Source organism: Streptomyces sp. NPDC102437 (assembly GCF_044765565.1).
Lineage (GTDB): Bacteria > Actinomycetota > Actinomycetes > Streptomycetales > Streptomycetaceae > Streptomyces.
Genome location: NZ_JBIWKI010000037.1, coordinates 1 through 22827, shown reverse-complemented (window position 1 = coordinate 22827; position 22827 = coordinate 1). Strand labels below are relative to the sequence as shown.

Here is a 22827-nt window from a genome sequence, read left to right as displayed (position 1 = left end):
GTTGCCTGACCACGAACACTCTGTGACTGCTGGGTTAAGTGTGGATCTAGTCCCTTATCGCTCGCTTTCCTCGTATTGGTGGACTGTGGTGCGGCCGCTTCGGCGCTGGGCTGTCACGCCCGATCCGGGACCTGCTCCCAGGCGGTCTTCAGCCGGACCGCTTGACGTACCAACTGCGATGATCCGCCGCGCGCGGCCGTTTCGGCGAGCCCTGGTATCGGCTCCCCGCCACCCATCGCACCGCAGTGCTCCACGCATTCGGCGGCCACGGAGAGCAGGTCGCCCAGTCCGCGAGGCGCCTTCTCCTGTGCCAGCAGCCCGGGCAGGGCGCCGGTCAGCGTGGACAGCACCGTCCGGTACGCGCCGGTGGCGGCTGCGGTACGGGCGGAATCCGCGAGGCGGCTGGGCTTGATCAGACCGTTTCCGAGGAGGTCCCCCAATTGCTCGCCGAGCAGCACCGCGTCGAGCTGTCGCCGGGTGGCGAGCATCAGCAGGGCGTCCACCGCCGCCAGCCGGTCCTCCGGGTGCCGAGCCCCCAGAGCGTACGCCAGCATCAGGTGGACGGCCTCGCCCGCGGGCGCGTCGAGTTCGGTGAGCAGTACGAGCGGCCCGAGGGTGTCCCGTATCTCCTCGATCACTCCGGTCGCGATGTTCGGCAGGAGCCAGGCGGCCAGTGTCTCGGCGTCCTCGGGCAGGGTGGCGGTCCACTGGTTCGGGTGGTCGTCCCAGTGGTAGCAGTGGCGATGCGCCGGAACCTGCGGCCGGCCCAGCCAGTGGAACGAACGAGGGAACGCCTCCTGGATGAAGGGGCGTTCCTGGCTGGCCATCAGGGCGCGGGACGACCGTACGACCGTCTGCCCCTCCCGGCCCCTCTTCTCCAGATCGAAGCGGTGCACCCGCGCGAGCGGCTCGTCGGCCCGCAGCCATGCGGCCAGCCGGTCGCCTTCAGGGGTGCCGAGCAGTGCCGCCGCCTCCGCGGCCCCGTGCTGATCTCCGCGCCTCACCCGCAGCAGGGCCTGGGCGAAGTCGGCCTCGCCGGGCCGCACCCCGAGCCGCTGACAGGTGCGCAGCCGCTCAACCAGCACCGCCGGGTCGAGCGAGCCGGTGTGCCAGGTGGGGACGGCCAGCAGGAACGGAGTTGAGCCGCTCAGCACCGCGTCGGCCGCCTCCCACAGCCGGGCCCTCAGGATCCCGGTCAGCGCGGCGTGGACGCAGGTCCCGGTGCCGGTCCAGGAGGCGCGCTCCTCCCGCACGGCCCGTGCCGACACCCGTCCGAGCAGCGTGGCCACGACGAGCCTGATCTCCGCGTCCGAGCGAAGCTGCCGCTCGGTCTGCGACGGCGGTTCGTTCTCGAGCCACCACTCACCCGCCAGCGCGTCACGCAACGCGTCCGTCAACGCCGCCCGGTTGTTGTGGGCATGGCGGACCAGCCCGTCCAGGGCCCGCTCGAAGGCGGTGACGTCCGGCGTCGCCGATCTGATCAGCGTCACCACCTCCTCGACCAGTTCGGGCAGCGTCGCAGGTGCGGGATCGAGGAGCTGCGGGTCCGGAACCGGGGGCAGCAGCTCCTCGTACTCCTGCCTGCCGGGCGTCCCGGCCGCCGGGCCGCCGAACACCTCGGCCACCATCGTGCGGTGCGCCGGCCCCAGCAGCGCGGCCGACAGGGCGAGTTCTTCCCGTACCGGGGTTCCGGCGGCGGGCAGATACCAGGCCACGAGCTTGAGGGCCCGCTCCTGGATGTCGATGTCCTCGTGCTCGAAAGCACCCGCGACGACGGGCAGCAGTTCGTCGGCCGCCGACGCATCGCGGCGCAACACCTTGCCGAGCAGCACGAGCTGGGACCGCACCAGCTTCTTCTCGGTGCGGAACAGCACCGATGCCGAGACGTCCGCGAGAGCCCGCACGGTTAGCTCACCGCGTCCGTCCAGCCGGGTGAGCACCCCCTGGGCGTGGCCCGCCACGGTGGAGGCGCCGTCGGCGGCCATCCCGATCCAGTCCGCGAGCCGCTCGGTCTCCTCCTGCTCGGTCAGTTCGAGCTTGCGCAGAAGCCCCAGGAAGAAGCGCAGTTCGCTGAGCTTTCCGCCACGCAACAGCCGGGTCACACAACCGTCGACGAGTACCGACCGCTCCAGCAGGCCCTCCTCCGGGAGCACGGCCAACGTCGTGGCCCACTGACAAGGATCGTTCGCACCGTCGGGCCAGAGCATCTGCGTCGGCAGCTCCGGCACCTCGAAGATCCGCGGCAGGAGAGCGGGCGCGTACGGATCGCTGCGGAGCACCTCGACGAGTGGCCGCTTCTTGCGCCGGTGCCACTGCGCCATCGAGATCGCCTCGGCCCAGCCCAGCACGAAACCATCCGTCGTGGGCACGGGACACTGCGCCTTCTTCACCAGCCCGGAGATCAGCCCGTACATGGTCTGCGCGGTCGCGGTCCGGGCCGCCAGCCGATGCGCGACGTCACCGAGCCACTCCGGGTCACGGTCCGCCAAGGCCGCGAGGACCAGCGGGAAGGGCTGGCGGTTCCAGCCGGCCAGATCCCGTCCGCCGATCCAGGCGGCGCATCCCGCGGCGCCCGTGTGGCAGCCCGCACCGGCCACCAGCAGAGCCCTGCGCACCCGGTCCTGCTTGTCCCAGTGCCAGCTGCGCACCTCCTTCCGGAGCGCCTTCAGCTCGGTCAGCGCCGCTCTGCGTTCCGCCCGGTCCATTCCCGCCAACACCTCCGGCACGTCGTGCACGCGCAATTCCCTTACGGCGGTGAGGAGTTCCTTCATCGCACACCCCCGGTGACCGGGGCGCCGCGACGGACCATACGGACGGCCAGGACGTGCTTGCACGGGCCCCGCCGTCCTCGGTAGTCCGCCCACCACTGGCAGGTGCAGCTCAGCATTCCGTCCTTCTCCCTCACCTGATAGCGGCGTTCTCCCGAGATCACGGCCGCCACGTCCTGGTCGAGCACGACCGCACCCGAGCCGGCCAGCTGCCGGGCCGCCACCAGGCGCGGATTGTGCCGCTCGGTCCGGTCGGCGTCGTAGGGCAGCTCGCGGTGGAAGTAGGCCGCGTCCGCGAGGTCGTAGCCGACCCGGCCCGCCGTCCCCAGCCGGGTGAGCGCGGCCCGTACCCGCTCCACCGTGAGACCCGACTGCTCCGCCAGGTCGGCGGTGTCGATCAGGGGCTCCCAGGCCAGCAGCACGGACACCAACTCGGCGTCGGCCGCCGCGTCATCGGTGGCCAGCGCGTCGAGCACACCGCCCTCGCCCGAGAAACCGCGCGAGGCATCGGGCGAGAGCGTCAGCGTGAGACGCATGCCCGGCAGCACGACCTCCCAGGCACTCGCGGTCGCCGCCCCGTCGGTGACCGGCCCGTACACCCGGAGCGACGTGGCATGACGCAGCACCCGCTGCAACGCCACCAACCGCTCCGGTCCCGGCAGGCACACGGCCCCGGCCACCGGCCGGGTCGTCGGCCGAAGCGTCTTCCCGGCCGGAACCACCCAGCGGGCGCCCCGCGAGGCGTTCCCCGAACGCGGCAGCGAACGGAGGAACCGGACGGCCTCGGCGGCCGACAGCTCGACCCGCAGATCGAAACCGGCCGACACCACCTGGGCCTCGGCGAAACCACGCAGCCACCGGTCGGGCAGCGGCACCTTCTTCTCCACGACCGGGCCGTCCAGCGTGGTGACGGCCATCTCGTCCGGACCCACCCGCAGATGCAGCGGATCGTCACCCGCTATCCGCGAAAGCGCCTCCCGCAGCGGATTGTTGACATCCACATTCGTCGTCCCGTGCCCCGTCCGCGCCCCGTCCAGACCCTCCTGCAGCACATCCAGGCGTGCGTACACCCCGCAGCAGCCGGAGAACGACTCGAAGCGCAGCCGGTCGCCGTTGCCCGTCACCACAGGGTCGAGCGACGCGGGCAGCGTGCGCTGGTAGTAGCGCGTGGACGCCACGTCCGCCACCGCGAGCAGTCCCCGGGCGGCGATCGCCGGCGAGGTGAGGAAACCGGAGAAGAACCGGGGATGGGACTCGGCACCCCGCGGGGTGAGGCCACCGGAGGTCTCCAGACCGAGGAGCTGCCCCGACTGCGAGGGCTCCAGAGCGGACGGGCGTGCGTAGGCCAATGCCTGAACGGATCGGGTCATGGAAAAACCGTAGATCCCACCACTGACAATCGGCCCCCGGTCATCGCCCGGGGGCCGGTCGCCGGGCGCAGGTTCACTGACCGACGCGCCCCGGCTGCAGCACCTTGCTGAACAGCACGGAGCCGCCCTGCGCCCGCAACCGCACGGTCAACTCGCCGCTGTCGCCGTCGATGTCGACCTCCCCGAAGTATTGCGGCGACTCCATCGGCGACACGTTCGCCCGGTCCGGCGCCCGCACGAAGACCCGGTCGGGACCGAACGTCGCGTCGAGTGCGTTCGCCTGGAACTGACCTGCGGCCAGCGGCCCCGACACGAACTCCCAGAAAGGCGCGAAGTCCTTGAACACCGCACGCTCGGGCTCGTAGTGCTGCGCCGACGTGTAGTGCACGTCCGCGGTCAGCCACAACGTGCCGGTGATCCGGCGGTGCTTGATGTACCGCAGCAGTTCCGCGATCTGCAGCTCACGGCCGAGCGGGGCCCCGGGATCGCCCTGCGCGACCGCCTCGAAGTCCGTCGCGCCGTCGGGGACCACCAGTCCCAGCGGCATGTCCGCCGCGATCACCTTCCACACCGCGCGGGACCGGGAGAGCTCGTGCTTGAGCCACCGCAGCTGCTCGGCACCGAGGATGCCCGTAGTGTCGTCGGGCTGCCGGCCGGGGGAGTTGGCGTTGCGGAAGGACCGCATGTCGAGCACGAACACGTCTAGCAGCGGACCGTGGCGCACCACGCGGTGCATCCGGCCCTCGCCGGATGCGGAGTGCGGCGTGGACGCCGGGAAGTACTCGCTGAACGCCCGCATCGAACGGGCCGCCAGCACATCCACGTTCTTCTCGGTGTACCGGGCATCGTCGAGGATCTGCCCCGGATACCAGTTGTTGCGCACCTCGTGGTCGTCCCACTGAACGATCGACGGGACCTGTGCGTTGAACTCACGGAGGTTGTGGTCGAGCAGGTTGTAACGGAAGTTCCCGCGGTACTCGGCGAGGGTCTCGGCGACCTTCGCCTTCTCCTCGGTGGTGACATTGCGCCAGACCCGCCCGTCGGGCAGCGTCACGCTCGGCTCGATCACCCCGTCCGCGTAGATGTTGTCACCGCTGCACAGGAAGAAGTCCGGATCGAGGCGGCGCATCTCGTCGTACACCGCGTAACCGCCGATGTCCGGGTTGATGCCCCAGCCCTGACCCGCGATGTCGCCGGACCACAGGAAGCGCACCCCGTCGCGACGCCGGGCGGGGGCCGTCCGGAAGGTCCCGTACACCGGCTCCCCGGTACGGCGCGGGTCGTGGGGATCGGCGAGCGTCACCCGGTAGTGCACCTGCTCGCCCGGCGGCAGCCCGTACAGCGGAGTCGTCCCGGTGAAGTCGGTGCCGGAACCGACGAGCGGACCGTGCCAGGTGCGGGCCCGCCGGAACGACTCCGTCGCCGATGTCTCCACGATCATCCGCGCCGGCCGGTCCGACCGCACCCAGACCAGCGCGGACGACGAGGTCACATCGCCCACCTGCACACCCCACGCCGCGCGCGGCCGGCCGGACAACGCGAAGGCAGGGGCAGCCGCGCCCACCGCGGGGAGCGCGAGCGCGGCCGACGCGGCGAGCGAACCGCGCAGCACACTGCGGCGGGCGGGGGACGGAAAACGCGGAGCGTACGACATCGAGGCGCCTCCGGGGCGTGGTCGGTGGGACGAACGGGTGACCGGTCGATCGACTCCACCCTTGTTCCCGTCGGCGGCGCGTACACCAACCTCAGATGAACACCCGGCCACGGCCCCCGCCGGTGGCCGGTCCTCCCGCGCCCCGTTGCGCCTCCGCCAGCAGACGTACACCCCGCTCGATGTCGGTCGGCGCCAGATGGGCGTAACCGAGCACCAGGCGCACCGCCCCGTCCTCGCCCGTCACGGTGCCGCAGGCACCCAGCGGCCGCAGGGCGACTCCGGCATCGGCCGCGCGCGCCATGAACACCGGCTCCGGGCCGTACCGCTCGGGCAGCGCGGCGATGATGTGGAGACCCGCGGCGATGCCGCTCACCTCGGTTCCTGGGAAGTGCTCCGCCAGCATCGACGTGAGGGTGTCGCGACGCTCGCGATAGGCGCGCTGACAGCGGCGCAGCTGCCGGTCGTAGCCGCCCCGGGTGATGAAGTCGGCGAGGACCGCCTGGTCGACGGCCGGATTGCCCAGATCCATCGTGCGCTTGCGGGCGACGATCTCGTCGGTCATGGCCGCCGGTGCGAGCAGCCAGCCCAGTCGGAGGCCGGGCGCCAGCGATTTGCTCACCGAGCCGGTGTACGCGACGTGTTCCGGGTCGAGCCCCTGCAGCGCGCCGACCGGTGCGCGGTCGTAGCGGAAGTCGCCGTCGTAGTCGTCCTCCACGACCAGCCCGTCCGTGGCGCGCGCCCACTCCAGAAGCCGGCCGCGACGGGCGGCGGAGTAGGCGATCCCGGTGGGGAACTGGTGCGCCGGCGTAGTGACCACGGCGCGCACTCCCGAGCGCACGAGGGGCGCGGTCACCAGCCCCTCATCGTCGAGCGGCAGACCGATGGTGGTGATGCCCGCGGACGCGAACAGCGCGGAGTGTTCGGGGCTCCCTGGATCCTCGACACCGACGGTCCGCACTCCGCGCCCGTGCAGTACGAACCCCAGCAGAGACGTCGCCTGCGCCACGCCGGAGCACACCACCAGGCGCTCCGGATCCGCGACCACCCCACGGCGCCTGGACAGAAGGGCGGCCAGGGCGTCCCGCAGAACGGGCAGCCCCCGTGGATCGGGATAGCCGAGCGCGCCGTGCGGCAGCCGGCCGAGCACCGAGCGGTGGGCGGCGGCCCAGGCACTGCGCGGGAACAGCGAAAGATCGGGCGTTCCGGGCCGGAAGTCCACGCTCACGTCCGCTGCACGCGGAGCTAGGTCACGCGCCCCCGCCACCGGAGCGCGGACCCCTTCGCCGACCCAGGTGCCCGCACCACGCCCGCTGCGCAGATAGCCCTCGGCCGTGAGCTGCTCGTACGCCTCGGTGACCAGCCCCCGCGACACCCGCAGATCGGCGGCGAGCGCACGGCTGGACGGGAGCCTCGTACCCGGAACGAGACGGCCGGAACGCACGGCTTCGCGCAGGGCCGACTGCAGGGCACGACCGCGCCGGCGGGCCGGCTCCGCGGCGGCCGGAAGCAGCAACTCCCAGGCGGCCGTGGCGGACCCCCCGTCCGGAGAGCGCTCCGACCGCGAATTGGTCTGCGAAGACATCATGAAAGTGGACCTTAAACCGGACCGCCCGGCTGCCTAGCGTCGATTCCATGAACGTCAGCTCTCTGCGCGGGGCGCTCCTGGCCGCCTTCGCCTGCATCCTCGTGGGTGCTTCCTTCACCGCCAACAGTGTCCTGGGCGAGCATCCGTACGCGGGCGGCCAGGCGCTGCGCTACGGCCTCGCGGCGCTCCTGCTCGTAATCCTCCTGGCCCGCGACGAGCGGCCCCGGCCGACTGCCGTGCTGCGCACGCTCACCCGGCGTCAGTGGGGACGGCTCGCGCTGCTGGCAGCCATCGGAATGGTCGGCTTCAACCTCGCCGTGCTGGGTGCGGAACGATCTGCGGAACCTGCCGTTCCAGGGGTGTTCGTGGGCTGTGCCCCGATCTTCGTAGCCGTACTCGCGCCACTCATGGACCGCCGCCGGCCCACGCGTACGGTCCTGTACGCGGCAGCGCTCGTCGCCGCCGGGGCCTTCGTCGTCCAGGGCTGGGGCCGTACGGACCTGGCCGGCATCCTCTGCTCGGTCGGCGCGCTGGCGGGCGAGGTCGGTTTCGCCGTGCTCGCCGTACCGGTCCTTCGACCGCTCGGACCGAAGCTGTTGTCCGCCACGGTCTGCACCCTCGCCGCCGCGGAGTCGGTCTGCCTCGGCCTGGTCCTGGACGGCAGCGGTGTGCTGCGGATGCCCACCGCGGCGGAGGCGCTCGCGCTGCTGTGGCAGGCAGCCGTGGTCACGGTGATCGGTTTTGTCTGCTGGTACACCGGCATGCAGCGCATCGGCGCCGAGCGCGCCACGCTCTTCTCCGGCCTGATCCCCGTCTCCGCCGCGCTGACCGCACCGCTCGTCGGCGCCGGTTCGTACGGCCTCGCACAGGTCGGCAGCAGCCTTCTGGTCGGGCTGGGGGTTGCCCTCGGATCGGGTGTCCTGTCGCGGAGCGAAGCGGCCCGGGGTGCGGCCCCGGCGCCCGGTGCGTCGTCAGCGACTGGTGTCGAGACCGCCGAGCCCCAGCGCCAGTAGGCCGCCGAGCGAATGGCCCGCCACATGCGGTCGGTCCAGACCGAGTGCCACGCAGAAGGCGCCGAGCACCTTCACCACGGTCGGCAGGTCGTACGGCAGCCCCTCGGGCAGCTCCGGCGAGACACCGAAGCCGGGGAGATCCAGCGCTATCACGTCCCTTTCCACGGCGAGCACGGACAGCACCGGATCCCAGGCCTGGTGGTGGTGACCGATGCCGTGGAGCAGGAGCAGCGGCTCGCCGACGCCCGTCCGTTCATAGGCCAGGGACACCGTCCGGGTCCCTTGCGATGAGTCGACGCTGAACGAGACCGTGGTGGACATGCTGGTGCTCCCGGGGTGATCCGGCATGAAGGGGCCATGCCTGAAGGCGACTTAGACGTCTCGTCAATAACAATTACCGTTCAGTAGTCCGCAGTTCAAGAGTGCTGGTGATTCGCGCTGGACAGGGTGCGGCAGGTCGGCTGGGATGGGGGAGTGACAGCCGACACCGCGACCGAAGTCTTCGAGAGCCACCGCCCCGTGCTCACCGGCGTCGCCTACCGCATGCTGGGCCGGATCGCCGATGCCGAGGACGTGGTGCAGGAGGCATGGCTCCGCTGGTTCTCCGCGTCCCGTGAGGACGTGCGGGAGCCGCGCGCCTTTCTCGTGAGGATCATCACCCGCCTCGCCATCGACCGGCTTCGCCAGGTGCAGTCGCGGCGCGAGGCGTACGTCGGGCCATGGCTGCCGGAGCCGGTCGTCACTGATTTCGGACCGTCCGAGCCAGACACTGCGGAGCAGGCGGTGCTGGCCGATTCCGTATCGATCGCCGTGCTGGTCGTCCTGGAGTCCCTGTCGCCGCTGGAGAGGGCCGTCTTCGTGCTGCGCGAGGCGTTCGGCTTCCCGTACGCCGAGATCGCCGCCGCCCTCGACCGGACCGAGGCTGCGGTGCGCCAGCTGGCGGGACGTGCGCGGCGCCATGTGGAGGAGCGCAAACCGCGCTACGACGTCGACCCGGCGCAACGCCGTGACCTCACCGATCGGTTCCTCGCCGCGGCGGCGGGCGGCGACATCGAGGAGCTGCTGGCCCTGCTCGCCCCCGACGCGCGGCTCGTCGGGGACAGCGGCGGAAAGTCCAGGGCGCCGCTGCGGATCATCGAGAGAGCCGACAAGGTCGGCCGCTTCCTCTTCGCCGTCGCCCACGACCAGGCCGAGGCCCTCGATCACCGGTTGCTGGAACTCAACGGCGGGCCCGGCCTGCTGCTGTTCCTGGGCGGAAAGGTCGACTCGGTCGTTCAGCTCGACGTCGAGGACGGGCTCATCCAGTGCGTATATATCGTGCGGAACCCAGACAAGCTCACCCGCTTCACCGACCTTCCGGAGAAGTAGCCGGCCTCTGGCTGCCCGGCCCTTCGTCGCGCCTGTCCGAAGCCCCACGTCCTGCCCGGTCGTGGGGCTCTTTGCCGCGTTCGCCTCACGGCGCCACGAACGTCCTGTGAACGCTCTGCGGCAGAGACCCGTTTCCCTGCGTGACCGACCGAGGATTGGTCTTGACCAAGGGTGTGTACCGTCCTATGGTCTCAACGTTAAGACAGGAACCTTTAATAAATAACGCCGCGGAATAGCCGCTGGGTGATTGCGGAGGACAGGGTGGGGACGACGCAGCTGGAATCGGTGCAGGAGCCGAAGTACTGGCACCTCAAGACCGTGCTCAGTGAGGCACTCGACTCGGACTTTGCGGTGGGGGAGATCCTGCCCAACGAGCGCGAGCTCGCCGCCCGGTTCGGTGTCGCCCGAGCCACGCTCCGGCAGGCACTGGAACAGCTCGAACTCGAAGGAAGGCTGCAGCGCCGCCGCGGCGTCGGGACCACCGTCGCGCCGCCGCGCGTCGGGGTCGCCGTCTCCACGGCACAGCGGGACTGGTCCGGCGGAGGTCCGGCCGAGGTCTGGCAGCCGGTGGACTGCTCCACCGCGGTCGCGCCGTCGGCGGTGGCGGCCGTGCTCGACGTGGAAGCCGACGAGCCGATACACATCGTGCGCCGGATCCGGGTGACCAACGGGCAGACCGTCGCGGCGGAGCTCCTGTACGTCCCGTCGTCGTCCGTGCCCGAACTCTCCGCGATCGACGCTCCGTCCGGGCCTGCCCGGGCCCGCCGTGTTCTGCGCGAGCTGCACCGTCTCGGCCTCGACGGCCAGGACCGGTCGGTGGAGCTGGGCTCGGCGCGTGTGGACGACGCCAAGGAGCTCGACCGGCTGCCCGGCGCCCCCGTGCTCGTCGTCACCACCCGCTACCTCGCGGCGGTCGGTACCGCCGCGCTCTCCGTCGCCACGTACCGGGCCGACACCTGCCGACTCACCTTCGGTGACTCGGGAGACCTGGAGATCAGCCACCACGACCAGGAGCGTCGGGCCTCCTGACCGGGCCGGCTCCACCGGTCCACGCAGGCAGGCACCGTCCGTCGATATGCACGGCCCGTCGCAGTCAGCGGCGGGCCGTCACCGTCCCCTCCACCGCGAAGAGCTGCTCCTCCACGTGGTCGAGCGCCAGCCGTAGCGCACCGGTGGCCACCGCAGCCTCACCGAGCAGCGACAGCGTGACCCGTGGCGGCCGGAGGCAGTAGCGAGCCAGCTCACTGCGGAGCGGATCGAGCACATCGTCCAGCCCGGTGGCCCAGCCTCCCACCACCACGAGCTCGGGGTCCAGCGCCAGCGCCAGCGCCGCCACATCGTGCACCAGACGCTGAATGAAGCGTTCGACCGCGGCCTGAGCCCGGGCATCGCCGCGCCGGGCCTCCGCGAACACATCGGCGACCGCGGGCTCGTCCAGCGGATCCAGCGGGGTGTCCGTCGTGGACAGAAGCCGCTCCGGAGTCACTTCGCGGCCGAGCAGATGCAGCGCGCCGATCTCGCCCGCCGCACCGCCGAACCCGCGGTGCAGCCGTCCACCGATCAGCGAACCGGCACCCGGGCTCAGCCCCGCCAGGACGAATACGATGTCGTCGGACTCTGTGGCCGCGCCCTTCCAGTGCTCCGCGACCGCCGCGGCATTGGCGTCGTTCTCCACCAGGACCGGGCAGCGGAAGGAGCGCCTCAGCCGCTCGCCCAGCGCGAGACCCGTCCAGCCGGGCAGGGCGGTGCCCAGCCGGACCGTCCCGTCGGCCTCCACGATGCCGGGACTGCCGACCCCGACCGCGCGCAGACTGCTCCTGGCCACGCCCGTCCGCCGCAGGAGGTCGGCCACCACGGCCCTCACCTTGTCGAGCCGGTCATCGGCGCCCGCGGTCTCCGGCACCTCGCGGGCGCCTGCGCCGATGATCCGGCCGTCCAGCCCCGACAGCAGCGCGGAAACGCGGTGCGGGCCGATCTCGATGCCGAGCAGATGCCCGGCCTCGGCACGGAACCGGAAACGGCGGGCCGGCCGCCCCTGGCGCCGGGTCTCGCCCCCGTCGGGCCCCGACTCGACGACCAGCCCGGCCTCGAAGAGCCCCTCCATGACACCTTCGACCGTCGGGCGGGACAGCCCGGTGATCCGGGTCAGGTCTGTCAGGGTCGGGGAGTCGGCACCTCGCAGTGCATGCAGTACCACCGCGGAATTGATGCGTCGCAACAGCGACGGATCCCCACCGGTCAGCCGGCCCACGGTGTGTCCTCCCAGCTCTAGCGCATGTCAGGCGGATGGTACTCGCTGCCCAGGTGCGGGGCGACCGTGGGCCGCGAGGCGGTTCCCTGCAGCCGGGAATTCAGCCCGGCGCGACGAACCCGGATTCATATGCCGCGATCACCGCCTGGGTACGGTCCCTCGCGCCCAACTTGGCCAGGACGGCACTGACATGGGTCTTCACCGTCTCGACGCCGACCACGAGTTTGGCAGCGATTTCCGCGTTCGACAGGCCACGGGCCATCAGCCGCAGGACCGCGGACTCCCGCTCGGTCAGCGCTGCCCGGTCCATGACCGCGCGCGCCTTGCTCGTTCCGTACTCGGCGGCGAGCTGCCGGACCGCCGCCGGGAAGAGCAGCGACTCGCCTTCGGCGACCAGACGCACCGCATGCACGATCTCGGCGGGCCGGGCACGTTTGAGGAGGAAACCGTCTGCACCGGCACGCAACGCCTCGTAGACGTACTCGTCGTTCTCGAAGGTGGTCACCACAAGGATCTTCGGCGGATCAGGCACCGTACGCAGCACCACCCGGGTGGCCTCGATCCCGTCCATCAACGGCATCCTGACATCCATGGCCACCACATCGGGGCGCAGCTGATGCAGCAGAGGGATCACGGCGGCGCCATCGCCCGCCTCGCCCACCACCTCGATATCGGGTTGGGCCTCAAGGACCGCACGCAACCCCGCGCGGACGAGGGGCTCGTCGTCGACCAGAAGTACGCTAACTGGCATTGGGCCACCCTAAGCGCTGTGCCACACCCCCTGGTGGGCGCACGACGACAGTTGCGGCACCTCGCCGCGTCGCCGGAACGCCCGCACCCGGTCTTCCGGCGCCCCCTGTCTCGCGACCTGCCCCACCCGACACCACGCCGCCGCACTGATGGGCCAAGGGCTAAGGGGCAGCCCTCAGGCCGTCCAACGGGAGCCTGGCACGAACGCGCCACTCCCCTTCGTGCGGACCCGTCTCGGCCTTTCCACCCAGCAGCGCGGCCCGCTCCCGGATGCCCCGCAGCCCGCTCCCGCCGCCCGGCACAGCCGCCGAATCGGCTATCGCGGCGCTGAGCGGATTGGTCACCTCCAACTCCAGCCCGCCGTCGGCGACGGTGATCCGCACGCGGACGGGGACCGTACCCGAATGACGCAGCACATTGGTGAGGGACTCCTGAAGGATGCGATATCCCTCGCGGGAGACCGCGCCCGGAACCTGCTCCAGCGGACCTGATACGTCAGCTTCGATCTTCGCGCCCGAGCCGCGCGCGGAGTCCAGGAGCCGGTCCGCTTCGACGAGCGTCGGCCGTTGCCCCACGGGCGGCCCCGATTCGCGCAGCACCCGCAGAACCCGTTCCAGATCGTCGAGCGCGTCCCGGCCCGTCTCCTCGATCGCGGCCAGGGCCCGTTCGGTGAACTCCGGGTCGTGCGCAGCCCGGGCCGCGCCGGCCTGTACGACCGCGACCGTCAATGCGTGCCCGATCGAGTCATGCAGCTCCCGGGCGATGCGGTTGCGCTCGAGCAACTGCTCCGTGCGCTCCTCCAGAGCGGTCAGCCGCTGCACCGGCGAGGGGCCGAGAAGCTGCTTGGCGGCCTCGGTGATCAGCCGGCCGCTCAACACGACGACGGCGAGCAGCGGCAGGAGTGGCAGGGGGGAGAGCAGGGCATACCACCAGTGCGGCTCCACTCCGCGGACCAGCCATTGATCGCTCGGGCCGCTGCCGGAGGCGGTGAGGACGAGGTCCACCGCGGTTGCCGACAGCCATACCGTCGCGTACCCGACGGGAACGGCGAGCAGCATTCGTATCTCCAGCCACAGCACGGTTCTCCAGCGGTCACTCCAAGTGGCGGCCGTGGCCGCGGAGATGCTGGCATCAGCCTTGCCTCGTTCCTCCGGTGCGAGCAGAAGTTGTGCCTGTACCCCCTCGGCCAGCCGCATGCCGGGCACCAGACCGACCGGTACCGCGAAGACCATGGGCGCCCATGGGGAATCCGGAGAGATGAACAACCACACGCTGTAACCCGCACCCGGGATGAGGAGATGCAGCCACCGGGTGTAGGTGACAGATGCGGCGAGCGGGCGCAGAAGGCGGAACATGCAGCCATCGTGCCAGCCCGCATGCGTGCGGCGGCTCCCCCGCGAGAGGGAGACGATCCCCACGCGCGGGGGAAGCGGGGACCCGGACGCGACGGCGAGGCTGAGGACATGACCAGCATCGATGTCCACGAGCTCACGAAGGCATACGGCACGACCCGTGCCGTGGACAACCTCACGTTCAGTGTGCACCCGGGGCGCGTCACCGGCTTCCTCGGTCCCAACGGCGCGGGTAAGTCCACCACCATGCGACTTGTCCTCGGCCTCGACCGGCCCACCGGCGGCAAGGCCACGATCGGCGGGCAGCCCTACGCCGCGCTCAGCGATCCGCTGCATCGGGTGGGCGCCCTGCTGGACGCTCAGGCCGCCCATGGCTCGCGCACCGCGCGGAACCACTTGCTCGCCCTGGCGGTCAGCAACGGCCTCGGTGCGCGCAGGGTCGAGGAGGTTCTGGAAGAGGCAGGCCTCAGCGAGGTCGGCGGAACCCGGATCAAGACCTTCTCACTCGGCATGCGACAGCGGCTGGGCATAGCGGCCGCGTTGCTGGGCGATCCGGAGGTCGTGATGCTGGACGAGCCGTCCAACGGTCTCGATCCGGAAGGCATCATCTGGATCCGGGAGCTGATGAAGCGGCTCGCCCGCGAGGGACGCACGGTCCTGGTCTCCAGCCATCTGATGAACGAGACCTCGTCGTTCGCCGACCACCTCGTGATCCTCGGCAGGGGCCGGCTCCTCGCGGACCTGCCGATGCAGGATTTCCTGGACTCCCGCAGCAAGCCGCGCGCACGGATGCGGACGACCGAATCCACGCGGCTGCGCGATGTCCTCATCCGCAAGGGATATGACCCCGTGCAGAGCGAGGACGGCTCATGGGCCATCGAGGGCGCGAAGGCAGGGGAGGTCGGTGCGATAGCCGCTGCCGAAGGAATTCCTGTCCTTGAACTCGTCGATGAGCAGGTCACGTTGGAACAGGCCTACCTCGACCTCACCGCCGACGCCACGGAATTCGCATCGGCGTCCACCTCAACCGCCAACCGTCAGGAGGCCTGACCATGTCGACCACCGCAGTACTGCGTTCCGAGTGGATCAAGATCAGATCGGTCCGGTCCGTCACGGGATCTTTGATATCCGTCCTCGCCGTGACACTTGCCGTCACCCTGCTCGCGTTCTCCACGGTCGGCCAGGTCGAGGCGGACAATGCCGACGCCGAGCCGGTCTTCGACGCCTTCTACGCGCTGAACTTCGGCCAGATCGCGGCCATCAGCTTCGGAGCGACCGCGATCTCGTCCGAGTACCTCAACGGAGCCCTGCGGATATCGCTCGCCGCCGTGCCACGCCGCAATCTCTTCTACGCTGCCAAGATCGCGCTCGTCGGAGCGCCGGCACTTGTCGTCGGCCTCGTCACCAGCTTCGGCGCCTTCCTGGTGGGACAGCTGTTCATGGGCAAGTACGCGATCGACCTGGGGGAGCCGGGCGCGCTGCGGGCGGCCTTCGGAGGCGGGATATATCTGGCGCTGATGGCCCTGTTCGCCGCCGGACTGACCGTTGTGCTGCGCAGCGCCGTAGCCGTGCTCAGCCTGCTCATCCCGTTCGTCCTCATAGTCTCCTTCGTGGTCGGTGATGTCGCAGGCGGAGCCGCGCAGTATCTGCCCGACCGGGCAGGACAGTTGGTGCTCCACCAGAACCCCGAGGGCAGTCTCGGACCGTGGGGCGGGCTCGCGGTGACAGCGGCCTGGGCGGTGGCTGCCCTATTGGCGGGCTGGTGGGCGCTCCGGCGCAGGGACGCGTAGCCGGTTGCCACGATTCAATACGGATCACGGCGGCTGAAAGCACCTCAAAGGCCATGGCGAGGAGCGGCTTGTCAGTGCTGCACGGTTTACTGGCGGCATGACCACCGCACATCACCTCCGCCTCATCGACGCGATGCGCACCTCGGGCTTTCCCGCGGAGCGCATCCGGTCAGGCTCGGGAGTCAGCGGGCCCGGCTACCACACGGCGTCCCTGCACGCGGACGTCGATCACTGGGACGACGACGAGGTGCGGCGACTGGAACACCGGGCCCAGTGCCTCGCGGAGCATGACGCACTGCTGACACTGCTCGCCGGTCGCTGGGGTGAGCCGCAGGCGATCAGCCTGTGGAGTGCACAGGAGCGGATGACCGCCGGCGAGGAGATACCGGAGGCGTGGGCCGATACGGTTGCGGGCTGCGACTTTCTCCAGCTCTGGAGGATCGAGGAGCGGTGGATCGGCATCGGGCTCTACCTGGAGGAGGAAGGGCCGGGGTGTGAGTTGAACGTCGTAGTGACGGAGATCGATCCGCCGTGACCTGAGCAGGCCATCGGTCGTCGGTCGGTCGGAACGACGTTCGGGGAGACGTTCGGTGCGGTCGAGACCCGGTGCCGGGAGCGGAGGCTGTGGCGCCAGGTGTGTCAGGGGGCTTCCGCGGCCCGCGCGGGATCGGCGGGGGTAGCGGGAAAAGTGGGGTCGGCAGTGTTGTGGTTGACGCAGGCGAGGAGGCGGCCATACTCCTCCGCCATTGTCTGAGCGGTCCAGCGGGCGTTGAGGCCGCTGGGGTTGGGCAGGGCCCAGACGCGGGCGCGGCCGATCGCGTGGTCCTGCGGGCCGATCCGTGCGGTACGCCTACCGAAGGCCGTGCGGTACGCCGTGACCCCTACGACCGCCAGCCACTGCGGTCGCAGCAGTTCTACCTTGGCTGCCAGGATCTGACCGCCCGCGCGGAATTCCTCGGCGGTGAGCTCGTCCGCGCGGGCGGTGGCCCTCGCGACCACATTGGTGATGCCGAGGCCGTATCGCAGCAGTTCGCTCTGTTCGGCCGGCTTCAACTGCCGCGGTGTGAAGCCCGACCGATGGAGTACCGGCCAGAACCGATTGCCGGGGCGGGCGAAGTGGTGGCCCGTTGCCCCCGCCATCAGGCTCGGGTTGATCCCGCAGAACAGCACACGCAGGCCGCCCGAGACCACATCGGGAACGGTGCGGTCGCGGGCGGCCTGGAGCTCTTCGGGTGTCATCCGGCTGGGGTCATGGCCGTCAGAGGATGGAGCCCGGTGTGTATGCGGCGGCCTCGGGGTGCTGCTTGGCGATCTCCTCGATGCGGGACACCAGCGCCGTGACCTGGTCACCCGCAGCCCCGGTGAAGGAGAGCTTGTCGGCCATCAGCGCGTCGAGCTGCGCGCGGTCCAGCGGGATGCGGTTATCGGCGGCCAGCTTGTCGAGCAGCTCATTGCGCTCGGCGCCCTGCTCGCGCATGGCCAGGGCCGAGGCGACCGCGTTCTCCTTGATCGCCTCGTGTGCGACCTCACGGCCGACACCCGCGCGCACCGCGCCCATCAGGACCTTGGTCGTAGCGAGGAACGGGAGGTAGCGATCCAGCTCACGGGCGACGACTGCCGGGAACGCGCCGAACTCGTCGAGCACCGTCAGGAAGGTCTCCAGCAGACCATCGAACGCGAAGAAGGCGTCCGGGAGCGCTACCCGGCGGACCACGGAGCAGGACACGTCGCCCTCGTTCCACTGGTCGCCCGCCAGTTCACCGGTCATCGACGCGTATCCGCGCAGGATCACCATCAGGCCGTTGACCCGCTCGCAGGACCGGGTGTTCATCTTGTGCGGCATTGCGGACGAGCCGACCTGACCCGGCTTGAAGCCCTCGGTCACCAGCTCGTGCCCGGCCATCAGACGGATCGTCTTGGCGACCGACGACGGGGCCGCGGCCAGCTGGACCAGCGCGGTCACCACGTCGTAGTCGAGCGAGCGCGGGTAGACCTGGCCGACCGAGGTGAAGGCCTGGGAGAAGCCGAGGTGTGCGGCGATGCGCTGTTCGAGGTCGGCGAGCTTCCCGGCGTCGCCGCCCAGCAGGTCGAGCATGTCCTGCGCCGTGCCGACGGGGCCCTTGATGCCCCGCAGCGGGTAGCGGTCCAGCAGGTCTTCGAGCCGTCCGTAGGCCACCAGCAGCTCGTCGGCCGCGGTCGCGAACCGCTTGCCGAGCGTGGTCGCCTGGGCGGCGACGTTGTGGGAGCGGCCGGCCATGACCAGTTCGCGGTACTCGCCCGACAGCTTGCCGAGCCGGGTCAGGACCGCCACCGTGCGGTCGCGCATCAGCTCCAGGGAGAGCCTGATCTGCAGCTGCTCGACGTTCTCCGTGAGATCCCGGGACGTCATGCCCTTGTGGACCTGCTCGTGGCCGGCGAGGGCGTTGAACTCCTCGATCCGGGCCTTGACGTCGTGCCGGGTGACCTTCTCGCGCTCGGCGATCGAGGCAAGGTCGACCTGGTCGATGACACGTTCGTAATCGGCGAGCGCGACGTCCGGAACCTCGATCCCGAGGTCCTTCTGAGCGCGCAGCACCGCCAGCCACAGCTGGCGTTCCAGCTTCACCTTCTGCTCGGGGGACCAGAGGACGGCCAGCTCCGTGGAGGCGTAGCGGCCGGCCAGGACATTGGGGATGCGAGGCTTCGCAGACACAGCAGTCACGTGTCCGGATTCTACTGGTGGTTTGTGCAGGCCAGCGCCGCGGTCCGGTTTGTGGGTTGCTACGAGAGCGGCGCCGAGTCGATCCGGCGCCAGGTCGCCACGGGGCCGGGGGCGCCGTTGTCCTCGGGGGTGACCCAGAAAGCCCGACCCAGCTCGGAGCTGTACTGGGCGCCCGTCCGGCCGTCGCCGGACGAGCGGCCGGTCAGGCGGCGGCCGATCCACGGCATCAGGTGTTCGCGGGCGAAGCGGAGGTCGTCGACCCGCCGTCTGGCCCACCTGGGCGGTACGGCGGTAGGCAGGGGCGTGCGCCAGTCGTTCCCCGGAGGCAGTCCCAGCGTCTGCCAGACCGCCTCGGCGACCCTGGTGTGCCCGTCCGCCGTCAGATGCAGCCGGTCGACATCCCACATTCGGGGATCACCCAGGGCCGGTGCCCCGTACAGATCGACGACCACCGCTTCGTGCCGGGCAGCCAGATCGTCGACCAGGGCGAACAGCTCCTCCATCCGCGGACGGAAACGCTCCATCACCGGACCGTTGCGCCCCGGGCTTCGCATGAGCACGAGAGTGTTGCACGAGGGGGCGAGTCGCTCCACTGCCTCTTCGAGCCGTCCACGGACCATGCCCATGTCGCACTTGGGCCGCAGTGCGTCGTTGAGTCCGCCGACGAGTGTGACGACATCTGCCCGCATGGCGGCGGCCACATCGACCTGCTCGTCGACGATCTGCCCGATCAGCTTGCCCCGTACGGCGAGATTCGCGTAGCGAAATCCCGGCGTGCGGGCGGCGAGCCGTCCGGCGAGGACGTCGGCCCAGCCGCGGTACGAACCGTCGGGCAGCAGGTCCGACATGCCCTCGGTGAACGAGTCGCCGACCGCGACAAGACTGTTGTAGGAGGCATTTGTTTCCATGGCGATGCGATCGTATCGCGGCGGGTCCGGCCACTCCCTGGGGCCGGAACGGGCCGGAAGAGGCCGGAAGGCGACTGAGGAGGCCGCGGCCGGAATTCCGTGCCGCGGCCCCCACATCGGTCAGCGCGCCTTCGGGCGCCCCACCAGCTCGCGGAGCACGTCCTCCATGGTGACCATTCCGGCCAGCCTGTCGTCCTCGTCGAGCACCGCCGCCAGGTGCGTACGGCTGCGTCGCAGCGCGGTCAGGGCGTCGTCGAGCGGTGTGCCGGCCCGGACCCGCGCGATCGGGCGCATCGCCGTCACAGGGAAGGGCACGTCGCGCGGTGTGGCATCGAGGGCGTCCTTCACATGGAGGTAGCCCAGGATCCGCTCCTCGCTGTCCATCACGGGGAAGCGTGAGAAGCCGGTCTCGTTCGAGAGCCGCTCAAGCTGCTCCGGCGTGGTTCCGACCTTGGCGTACACGACCCGGTCCACCGGCATCGCCACATCACGCACCGGACGACGGCCCAGCTCCAGGGCGTGCCGCAATCGCTCGGCCGAGCGGTCGTCGACCAGCCCGGCGTCGCCCGAGTCCGTCACCAGCCGGGCCAGTTCGTCGTCGGAGAACGTGGCGGTCACCTCGCCCTTCGTTTCGACCCGCAGGATCTTGAGCAGCGCGTTGGCGAAGGCGTTGATCGCGAAGATCACCGGGCGCAGCGCCCTGGCGAGGGCCACCAGCGGCGGTCCGAGCAGCAGTGCGGCGCGCAGGGGCTCGGCCAGAGCGATGTTCTTCGGCACCATCTCGCCGAGGAGCATGTGCAGATACGTCGCCACGGACAGCGCGATCACGAACGAGATCGGATGGATCAGTCCGTGCGGGACGCCCACCGCGTCGAACACCGGCTCCAGCAGGTGCGCGAAGGCCGGCTCGGCGACGATACCGAGCACCAGAGTGCAGAGGGTGATGCCCAGCTGCGCGGCCGCGAGCAGCGCCGATACGTGTTCGAGGCCCCAGATGACGCTGCGCGCCCGCCGGTTCCCGGCCTCGGCCTCGGGCTCGATCTGACTGCGGCGCACGGAGATCAGCGCGAATTCCGCCCCGACGAAGAAGGCATTGACGACCAGGGTCATCAGTCCGATGAAGAGCTGGACGGCGATCATCGTGCGTCCTCCGTCCGCTCGTCGCCGCCGGGCAGCGGCGCGTGCAGCAGGGCCCGCGCGGCGCGGCGTCCGGATGCGTCGACCACGTCGATCCGCCAATTCGCCAGCTCGACCGTGTCACCCACTGCCGGGATGCGGCCGACCTCGGTGGCAACGAGCCCGGCGAGTGTCTCGTACGGTCCGTCCGGCACCCGCAGCCCGATCGTCTTCAGCTGGTCGATGCGGGCGGCGCCGTCGGCCGACCACAGGGTCCGCCCGTCGGCGTCCTCGCCAGCTGGTGCGAGGTCCGCGGTCTCATGCGGGTCGTGTTCGTCGCGCACCTCACCGACCACTTCCTCGACGATGTCCTCCAGCGTCACGACGCCCGCGGTGCCGCCGTACTCGTCGATGACGACGGCCATGGCGAGCTTGCCCGACAACCGGTCCAGGAGCCGGTCCACCGTGAGCGTCTCCGGCACGAGCAGGGGTTCGCGCAGCATCTCCGACACGCGGATACGGGACCGCTGCTCGGCGGGGATGGCCAGCACGTCCTTGATGTGCGCCACGCCGACGACGGTGTCCAGGCTGCCGAGGTAGACGGGGAAACGGGACAGGCCCGTCGCCCGGGTGGCGTTCGCGACGTCCTCGGCGGTCGCCTGTGCCTCCAGCGCGGTGACCTGGACCCGGGGGGTCATCACGTTCTCCGCCGTCAGTTCGGCCAGGTTCAGCGTGCGGACGAACAGTTCCGCCGTGTCGGCCTCCAGCGCACCTTCCTTCGCGCTGTGCCGGGCCAGCGCCGCCAGCTCCTGCGGGCTTCGCGCGGAGGCCAGTTCCTCGGCCGGTTCGAGGCCGAAGCGGCGCACGATCCGGTTGGCGGTGTTGTTGAGGTGGCTGATGAAGGGGCGGAAGACGGCGGTGAAGGCCCGCTGCGGGGTGGCCACGGTCTTCGCCACGGCGAGCGGGGAGGAGATCGCCCAGTTCTTCGGGACCAGTTCACCGACGATCATCAGGAACACGGTGGACAGCGCCGTTCCCAGCACCAGGGCCACCGAGGACGCAACGCTCGGGGAGAGGCCGGCCGCCTCCACCGGACCGCGGATCAGCTTCGCGATGGACGGTTCGGAGAGCATGCCGACCACCAGGTTGGTGACGGTGATGCCGAGCTGCGCACCGGAGAGCTGGAAGGTGAGGCTGCGTACGGCCTTCATGGCGCTCGCCGCGCCCCGCTCGCCCCGCTCGACGGCGCGTTCGAGCTGTCCGCGCTCGACCGTCGTCAGAGAGAACTCGGCCGCGACGAAGGCGCCGCAGGCCAGCGATAGCAGTACCGCCACGAGCAGTAGGAGCACTTCGGTCATCGGTTCACCTCCGTCCCATGATCGGGCAGGGACAGGAGGATCGCTCGGTGCCGACGATATCGACTACTGGGAGGCTCGCCCATGGACGGACGCTCACACCTTTCGGAAGGATCGAACAGGAGGGGACCATAGTAAAGGATCGGCAAAGTCGGCCGTCTCGCCGCTGATCTCCTCAGTCGCTGAGCGGCTTCACCCAGCGCCGCCAGTGATCCTCGCGGTGGTAGCCGCTCGCGGCCCAGGCGTGGTGTGCCCGTTCGTTGGCTTCGAGGACCATGGCGTCGACCCGTCGCCCGCCAAGGGCGAGGAATCGCTGTTCCGCCGCTTCCATCAAGGCGGTGGCGACCCCTTGCCGGCGGCAGTCGGGGTGCACGGCCAGCCGGTAGGCGGAGCACCGCCAGCCGTCGAAACCGGCGATGACGGTTCCCACGAGGCGGCCGTCACGGGCCGCCAGCAGCAGGGCTTCGGGGTCTGTCGAAATGAGCCGGGCCACTCCGTCGTGGTCGTCGCTGATGCTCGTACCCTCCGCGGCCTCGCGCCAGAAGCGCAACACGGTGTCGATGTCGGGGAGGCCGGCGTGGCGTATGCGGAGATCACTCATGGGGCGAGCCAAGCAGAGCGCGGATCCGATCGGCGAATGATTTCGCCATCTGGAGGCGGTGCGGCGACTCGGCGATTCCGTGACTCCGCGGATCAGCGGTTCCGCGGCTCAGTGATCTCGTGAGTCGGTGATTCCGTGACTCGGTGAACTCGCTGCTCAGTAGGCGGAGTTGACGTTGTCGATGGATCCGTAGCGGTCGGCGGCGTAGTTGGCGGCCGCGGTGATGTTGGCGACGGGGTCGGTGA

Annotated in this window: 19 protein-coding genes and 2 pseudogenes; 6 read left to right on the top strand and 15 right to left on the bottom strand. The window is 70.3% G+C overall.

Annotation, left to right across the window (positions count from 1 at the left end):
• Positions 1–113: 113 nt before the first annotated feature.
• The 4 genes from ACIRJP_RS32845 to ACIRJP_RS32830 all read right to left on the bottom strand — a co-directional run bounded on the left by ACIRJP_RS32845 (position 114) and on the right by ACIRJP_RS32830 (position 7377).
• Positions 114–2735: a DUF6493 family protein gene (locus ACIRJP_RS32845; protein WP_404182120.1), complete on the bottom strand. Its 2622-nt coding sequence runs from the start codon at positions 2733–2735 to the stop codon at positions 114–116.
• 32 nt (positions 2736–2767) lie between these two features.
• Complete coding sequence (locus tag ACIRJP_RS32840) at positions 2768–4138, bottom strand: SWIM zinc finger family protein (RefSeq protein WP_404182118.1); 1371 nt, start codon at positions 4136–4138, stop codon at positions 2768–2770.
• A gap of 73 nt (positions 4139–4211) precedes the next feature.
• A complete protein-coding gene (locus ACIRJP_RS32835; protein WP_404182115.1) occupies positions 4212–5792 on the bottom strand; it encodes an alkaline phosphatase D family protein in 1581 nt (526 codons plus the stop codon).
• Between the two features lie 91 nt (positions 5793–5883).
• On the bottom strand, positions 5884–7377 hold the full coding sequence (locus ACIRJP_RS32830) for a PLP-dependent aminotransferase family protein (RefSeq protein WP_404182113.1): 1494 nt from the start codon (positions 7375–7377) through the stop codon (positions 5884–5886).
• 47 nt (positions 7378–7424) lie between these two features.
• Here ACIRJP_RS32830 and ACIRJP_RS32825 point away from each other — a divergent pair, with 47 nt between their 5' ends.
• Positions 7425–8390 carry a DMT family transporter gene (locus ACIRJP_RS32825; RefSeq protein ID WP_404182110.1) on the top strand — a complete coding sequence of 322 codons (966 nt, stop codon included), beginning with the start codon at positions 7425–7427 and terminating at the stop codon, positions 8388–8390.
• On the opposite strand, the pseudogene ACIRJP_RS32820 reads toward ACIRJP_RS32825, so the two are convergent.
• A pseudogene (locus tag ACIRJP_RS32820) lies at positions 8370–8711 on the bottom strand (alpha/beta fold hydrolase); the annotation flags it as partial. The gene ACIRJP_RS32825 and the pseudogene ACIRJP_RS32820 sit on opposite strands and share 21 nt — an antisense overlap.
• Positions 8712–8864: 153 nt before the next feature.
• Here ACIRJP_RS32820 and sigJ point away from each other — a divergent pair.
• Both sigJ and ACIRJP_RS32810 read left to right on the top strand, forming a co-directional pair.
• Positions 8865–9758 (top strand): RNA polymerase sigma factor SigJ, encoded by an 894-nt coding sequence (sigJ, locus tag ACIRJP_RS32815; protein WP_404182107.1) that lies wholly within the window; start codon positions 8865–8867, stop codon positions 9756–9758.
• A 261-nt stretch (positions 9759–10019) separates the two neighbouring features.
• Positions 10020–10787: a GntR family transcriptional regulator gene (locus ACIRJP_RS32810; protein WP_404182104.1), complete on the top strand. Its 768-nt coding sequence runs from the start codon at positions 10020–10022 to the stop codon at positions 10785–10787.
• Positions 10788–10851: 64 nt separating this feature from the next.
• On the opposite strand, the gene ACIRJP_RS32805 is transcribed toward ACIRJP_RS32810, so the two are convergent.
• The 3 genes from ACIRJP_RS32805 to ACIRJP_RS32795 all read right to left on the bottom strand — a co-directional run bounded on the left by ACIRJP_RS32805 (position 10852) and on the right by ACIRJP_RS32795 (position 14114).
• Entirely contained in the window at positions 10852–12009 is a 1158-nt protein-coding gene (locus ACIRJP_RS32805) for an ROK family protein (RefSeq protein WP_404182101.1), read from the bottom strand.
• 100 nt (positions 12010–12109) lie between these two features.
• Complete coding sequence (locus tag ACIRJP_RS32800; RefSeq protein WP_072489065.1) at positions 12110–12760, bottom strand: response regulator transcription factor; 651 nt, start codon at positions 12758–12760, stop codon at positions 12110–12112.
• A 160-nt stretch (positions 12761–12920) separates the two neighbouring features.
• Positions 12921–14114: a sensor histidine kinase gene (locus ACIRJP_RS32795; protein WP_404182098.1), complete on the bottom strand. Its 1194-nt coding sequence runs from the start codon at positions 14112–14114 to the stop codon at positions 12921–12923.
• Between the two features lie 108 nt (positions 14115–14222).
• Here ACIRJP_RS32795 and ACIRJP_RS32790 point away from each other — a divergent pair, with 108 nt between their 5' ends.
• From ACIRJP_RS32790 to ACIRJP_RS32780, 3 genes are all read left to right on the top strand, one after another.
• Positions 14223–15161, top strand: coding sequence for an ABC transporter ATP-binding protein (locus ACIRJP_RS32790; RefSeq protein WP_404182095.1), 939 nt, complete (start codon positions 14223–14225; stop codon positions 15159–15161).
• A 2-nt stretch (positions 15162–15163) separates the two neighbouring features.
• Positions 15164–15901 carry an ABC transporter permease gene (locus ACIRJP_RS32785; protein ID WP_404182092.1) on the top strand — a complete coding sequence of 246 codons (738 nt, stop codon included), beginning with the start codon at positions 15164–15166 and terminating at the stop codon, positions 15899–15901.
• A gap of 97 nt (positions 15902–15998) precedes the next feature.
• Entirely contained in the window at positions 15999–16436 is a 438-nt protein-coding gene (locus ACIRJP_RS32780; RefSeq protein WP_404182089.1) for a hypothetical protein, read from the top strand.
• A 104-nt stretch (positions 16437–16540) separates the two neighbouring features.
• Here ACIRJP_RS32780 and mug read toward each other — a convergent pair whose 3' ends face one another.
• The 7 genes and pseudogenes from mug to ACIRJP_RS32745 form a co-directional block, all read right to left on the bottom strand.
• Entirely contained in the window at positions 16541–17140 is a 600-nt protein-coding gene (gene mug, locus ACIRJP_RS32775; RefSeq protein WP_404182086.1) for a G/U mismatch-specific DNA glycosylase, read from the bottom strand.
• 19 nt (positions 17141–17159) lie between these two features.
• On the bottom strand, positions 17160–18602 hold the full coding sequence (purB, locus tag ACIRJP_RS32770; RefSeq protein WP_404182083.1) for an adenylosuccinate lyase: 1443 nt from the start codon (positions 18600–18602) through the stop codon (positions 17160–17162).
• Between the two features lie 59 nt (positions 18603–18661).
• Positions 18662–19510: an SGNH/GDSL hydrolase family protein gene (locus ACIRJP_RS32765; protein ID WP_404182079.1), complete on the bottom strand. Its 849-nt coding sequence runs from the start codon at positions 19508–19510 to the stop codon at positions 18662–18664.
• Between the two features lie 120 nt (positions 19511–19630).
• A complete protein-coding gene (locus tag ACIRJP_RS32760; protein ID WP_404182076.1) occupies positions 19631–20650 on the bottom strand; it encodes a hemolysin family protein in 1020 nt (339 codons plus the stop codon).
• Complete coding sequence (locus ACIRJP_RS32755; protein ID WP_404182074.1) at positions 20647–21984, bottom strand: hemolysin family protein; 1338 nt, start codon at positions 21982–21984, stop codon at positions 20647–20649. The genes ACIRJP_RS32760 and ACIRJP_RS32755 overlap by 4 nt, the downstream gene beginning before the upstream one ends.
• A 172-nt stretch (positions 21985–22156) precedes the next feature.
• Positions 22157–22582, bottom strand: coding sequence for a GNAT family N-acetyltransferase (locus ACIRJP_RS32750; RefSeq protein ID WP_266735347.1), 426 nt, complete (start codon positions 22580–22582; stop codon positions 22157–22159).
• Positions 22583–22738: 156 nt separating this feature from the next.
• Positions 22739–22827: pseudogene (locus ACIRJP_RS32745) on the bottom strand (lytic transglycosylase); the annotation flags it as partial.

Coding starts and splice junctions, on each gene's coding strand:
- ACIRJP_RS32755 (WP_404182074.1), bottom strand. CDS start 21,984: ATGACCGAAGTGCTCCTACTGCTCGTGGCGGTACTGCTATCGCTGGCC.
- ACIRJP_RS32830 (WP_404182113.1), bottom strand. CDS start 7,377: ATGATGTCTTCGCAGACCAATTCGCGGTCGGAGCGCTCTCCGGACGGG.
- ACIRJP_RS32760 (WP_404182076.1), bottom strand. CDS start 20,650: ATGATCGCCGTCCAGCTCTTCATCGGACTGATGACCCTGGTCGTCAAT.
- ACIRJP_RS32795 (WP_404182098.1), bottom strand. CDS start 14,114: ATGTTCCGCCTTCTGCGCCCGCTCGCCGCATCTGTCACCTACACCCGG.
- ACIRJP_RS32840 (WP_404182118.1), bottom strand. CDS start 4,138: ATGACCCGATCCGTTCAGGCATTGGCCTACGCACGCCCGTCCGCTCTG.
- mug (WP_404182086.1), bottom strand. CDS start 17,140: ATGACACCCGAAGAGCTCCAGGCCGCCCGCGACCGCACCGTTCCCGAT.
- ACIRJP_RS32825 (WP_404182110.1), top strand. CDS start 7,425: ATGAACGTCAGCTCTCTGCGCGGGGCGCTCCTGGCCGCCTTCGCCTGC.
- ACIRJP_RS32790 (WP_404182095.1), top strand. CDS start 14,223: ATGACCAGCATCGATGTCCACGAGCTCACGAAGGCATACGGCACGACC.
- ACIRJP_RS32800 (WP_072489065.1), bottom strand. CDS start 12,760: ATGCCAGTTAGCGTACTTCTGGTCGACGACGAGCCCCTCGTCCGCGCG.
- ACIRJP_RS32750 (WP_266735347.1), bottom strand. CDS start 22,582: ATGAGTGATCTCCGCATACGCCACGCCGGCCTCCCCGACATCGACACC.
- ACIRJP_RS32835 (WP_404182115.1), bottom strand. CDS start 5,792: ATGTCGTACGCTCCGCGTTTTCCGTCCCCCGCCCGCCGCAGTGTGCTG.
- ACIRJP_RS32765 (WP_404182079.1), bottom strand. CDS start 19,510: ATGGAAACAAATGCCTCCTACAACAGTCTTGTCGCGGTCGGCGACTCG.
- ACIRJP_RS32780 (WP_404182089.1), top strand. CDS start 15,999: ATGACCACCGCACATCACCTCCGCCTCATCGACGCGATGCGCACCTCG.
- ACIRJP_RS32785 (WP_404182092.1), top strand. CDS start 15,164: ATGTCGACCACCGCAGTACTGCGTTCCGAGTGGATCAAGATCAGATCG.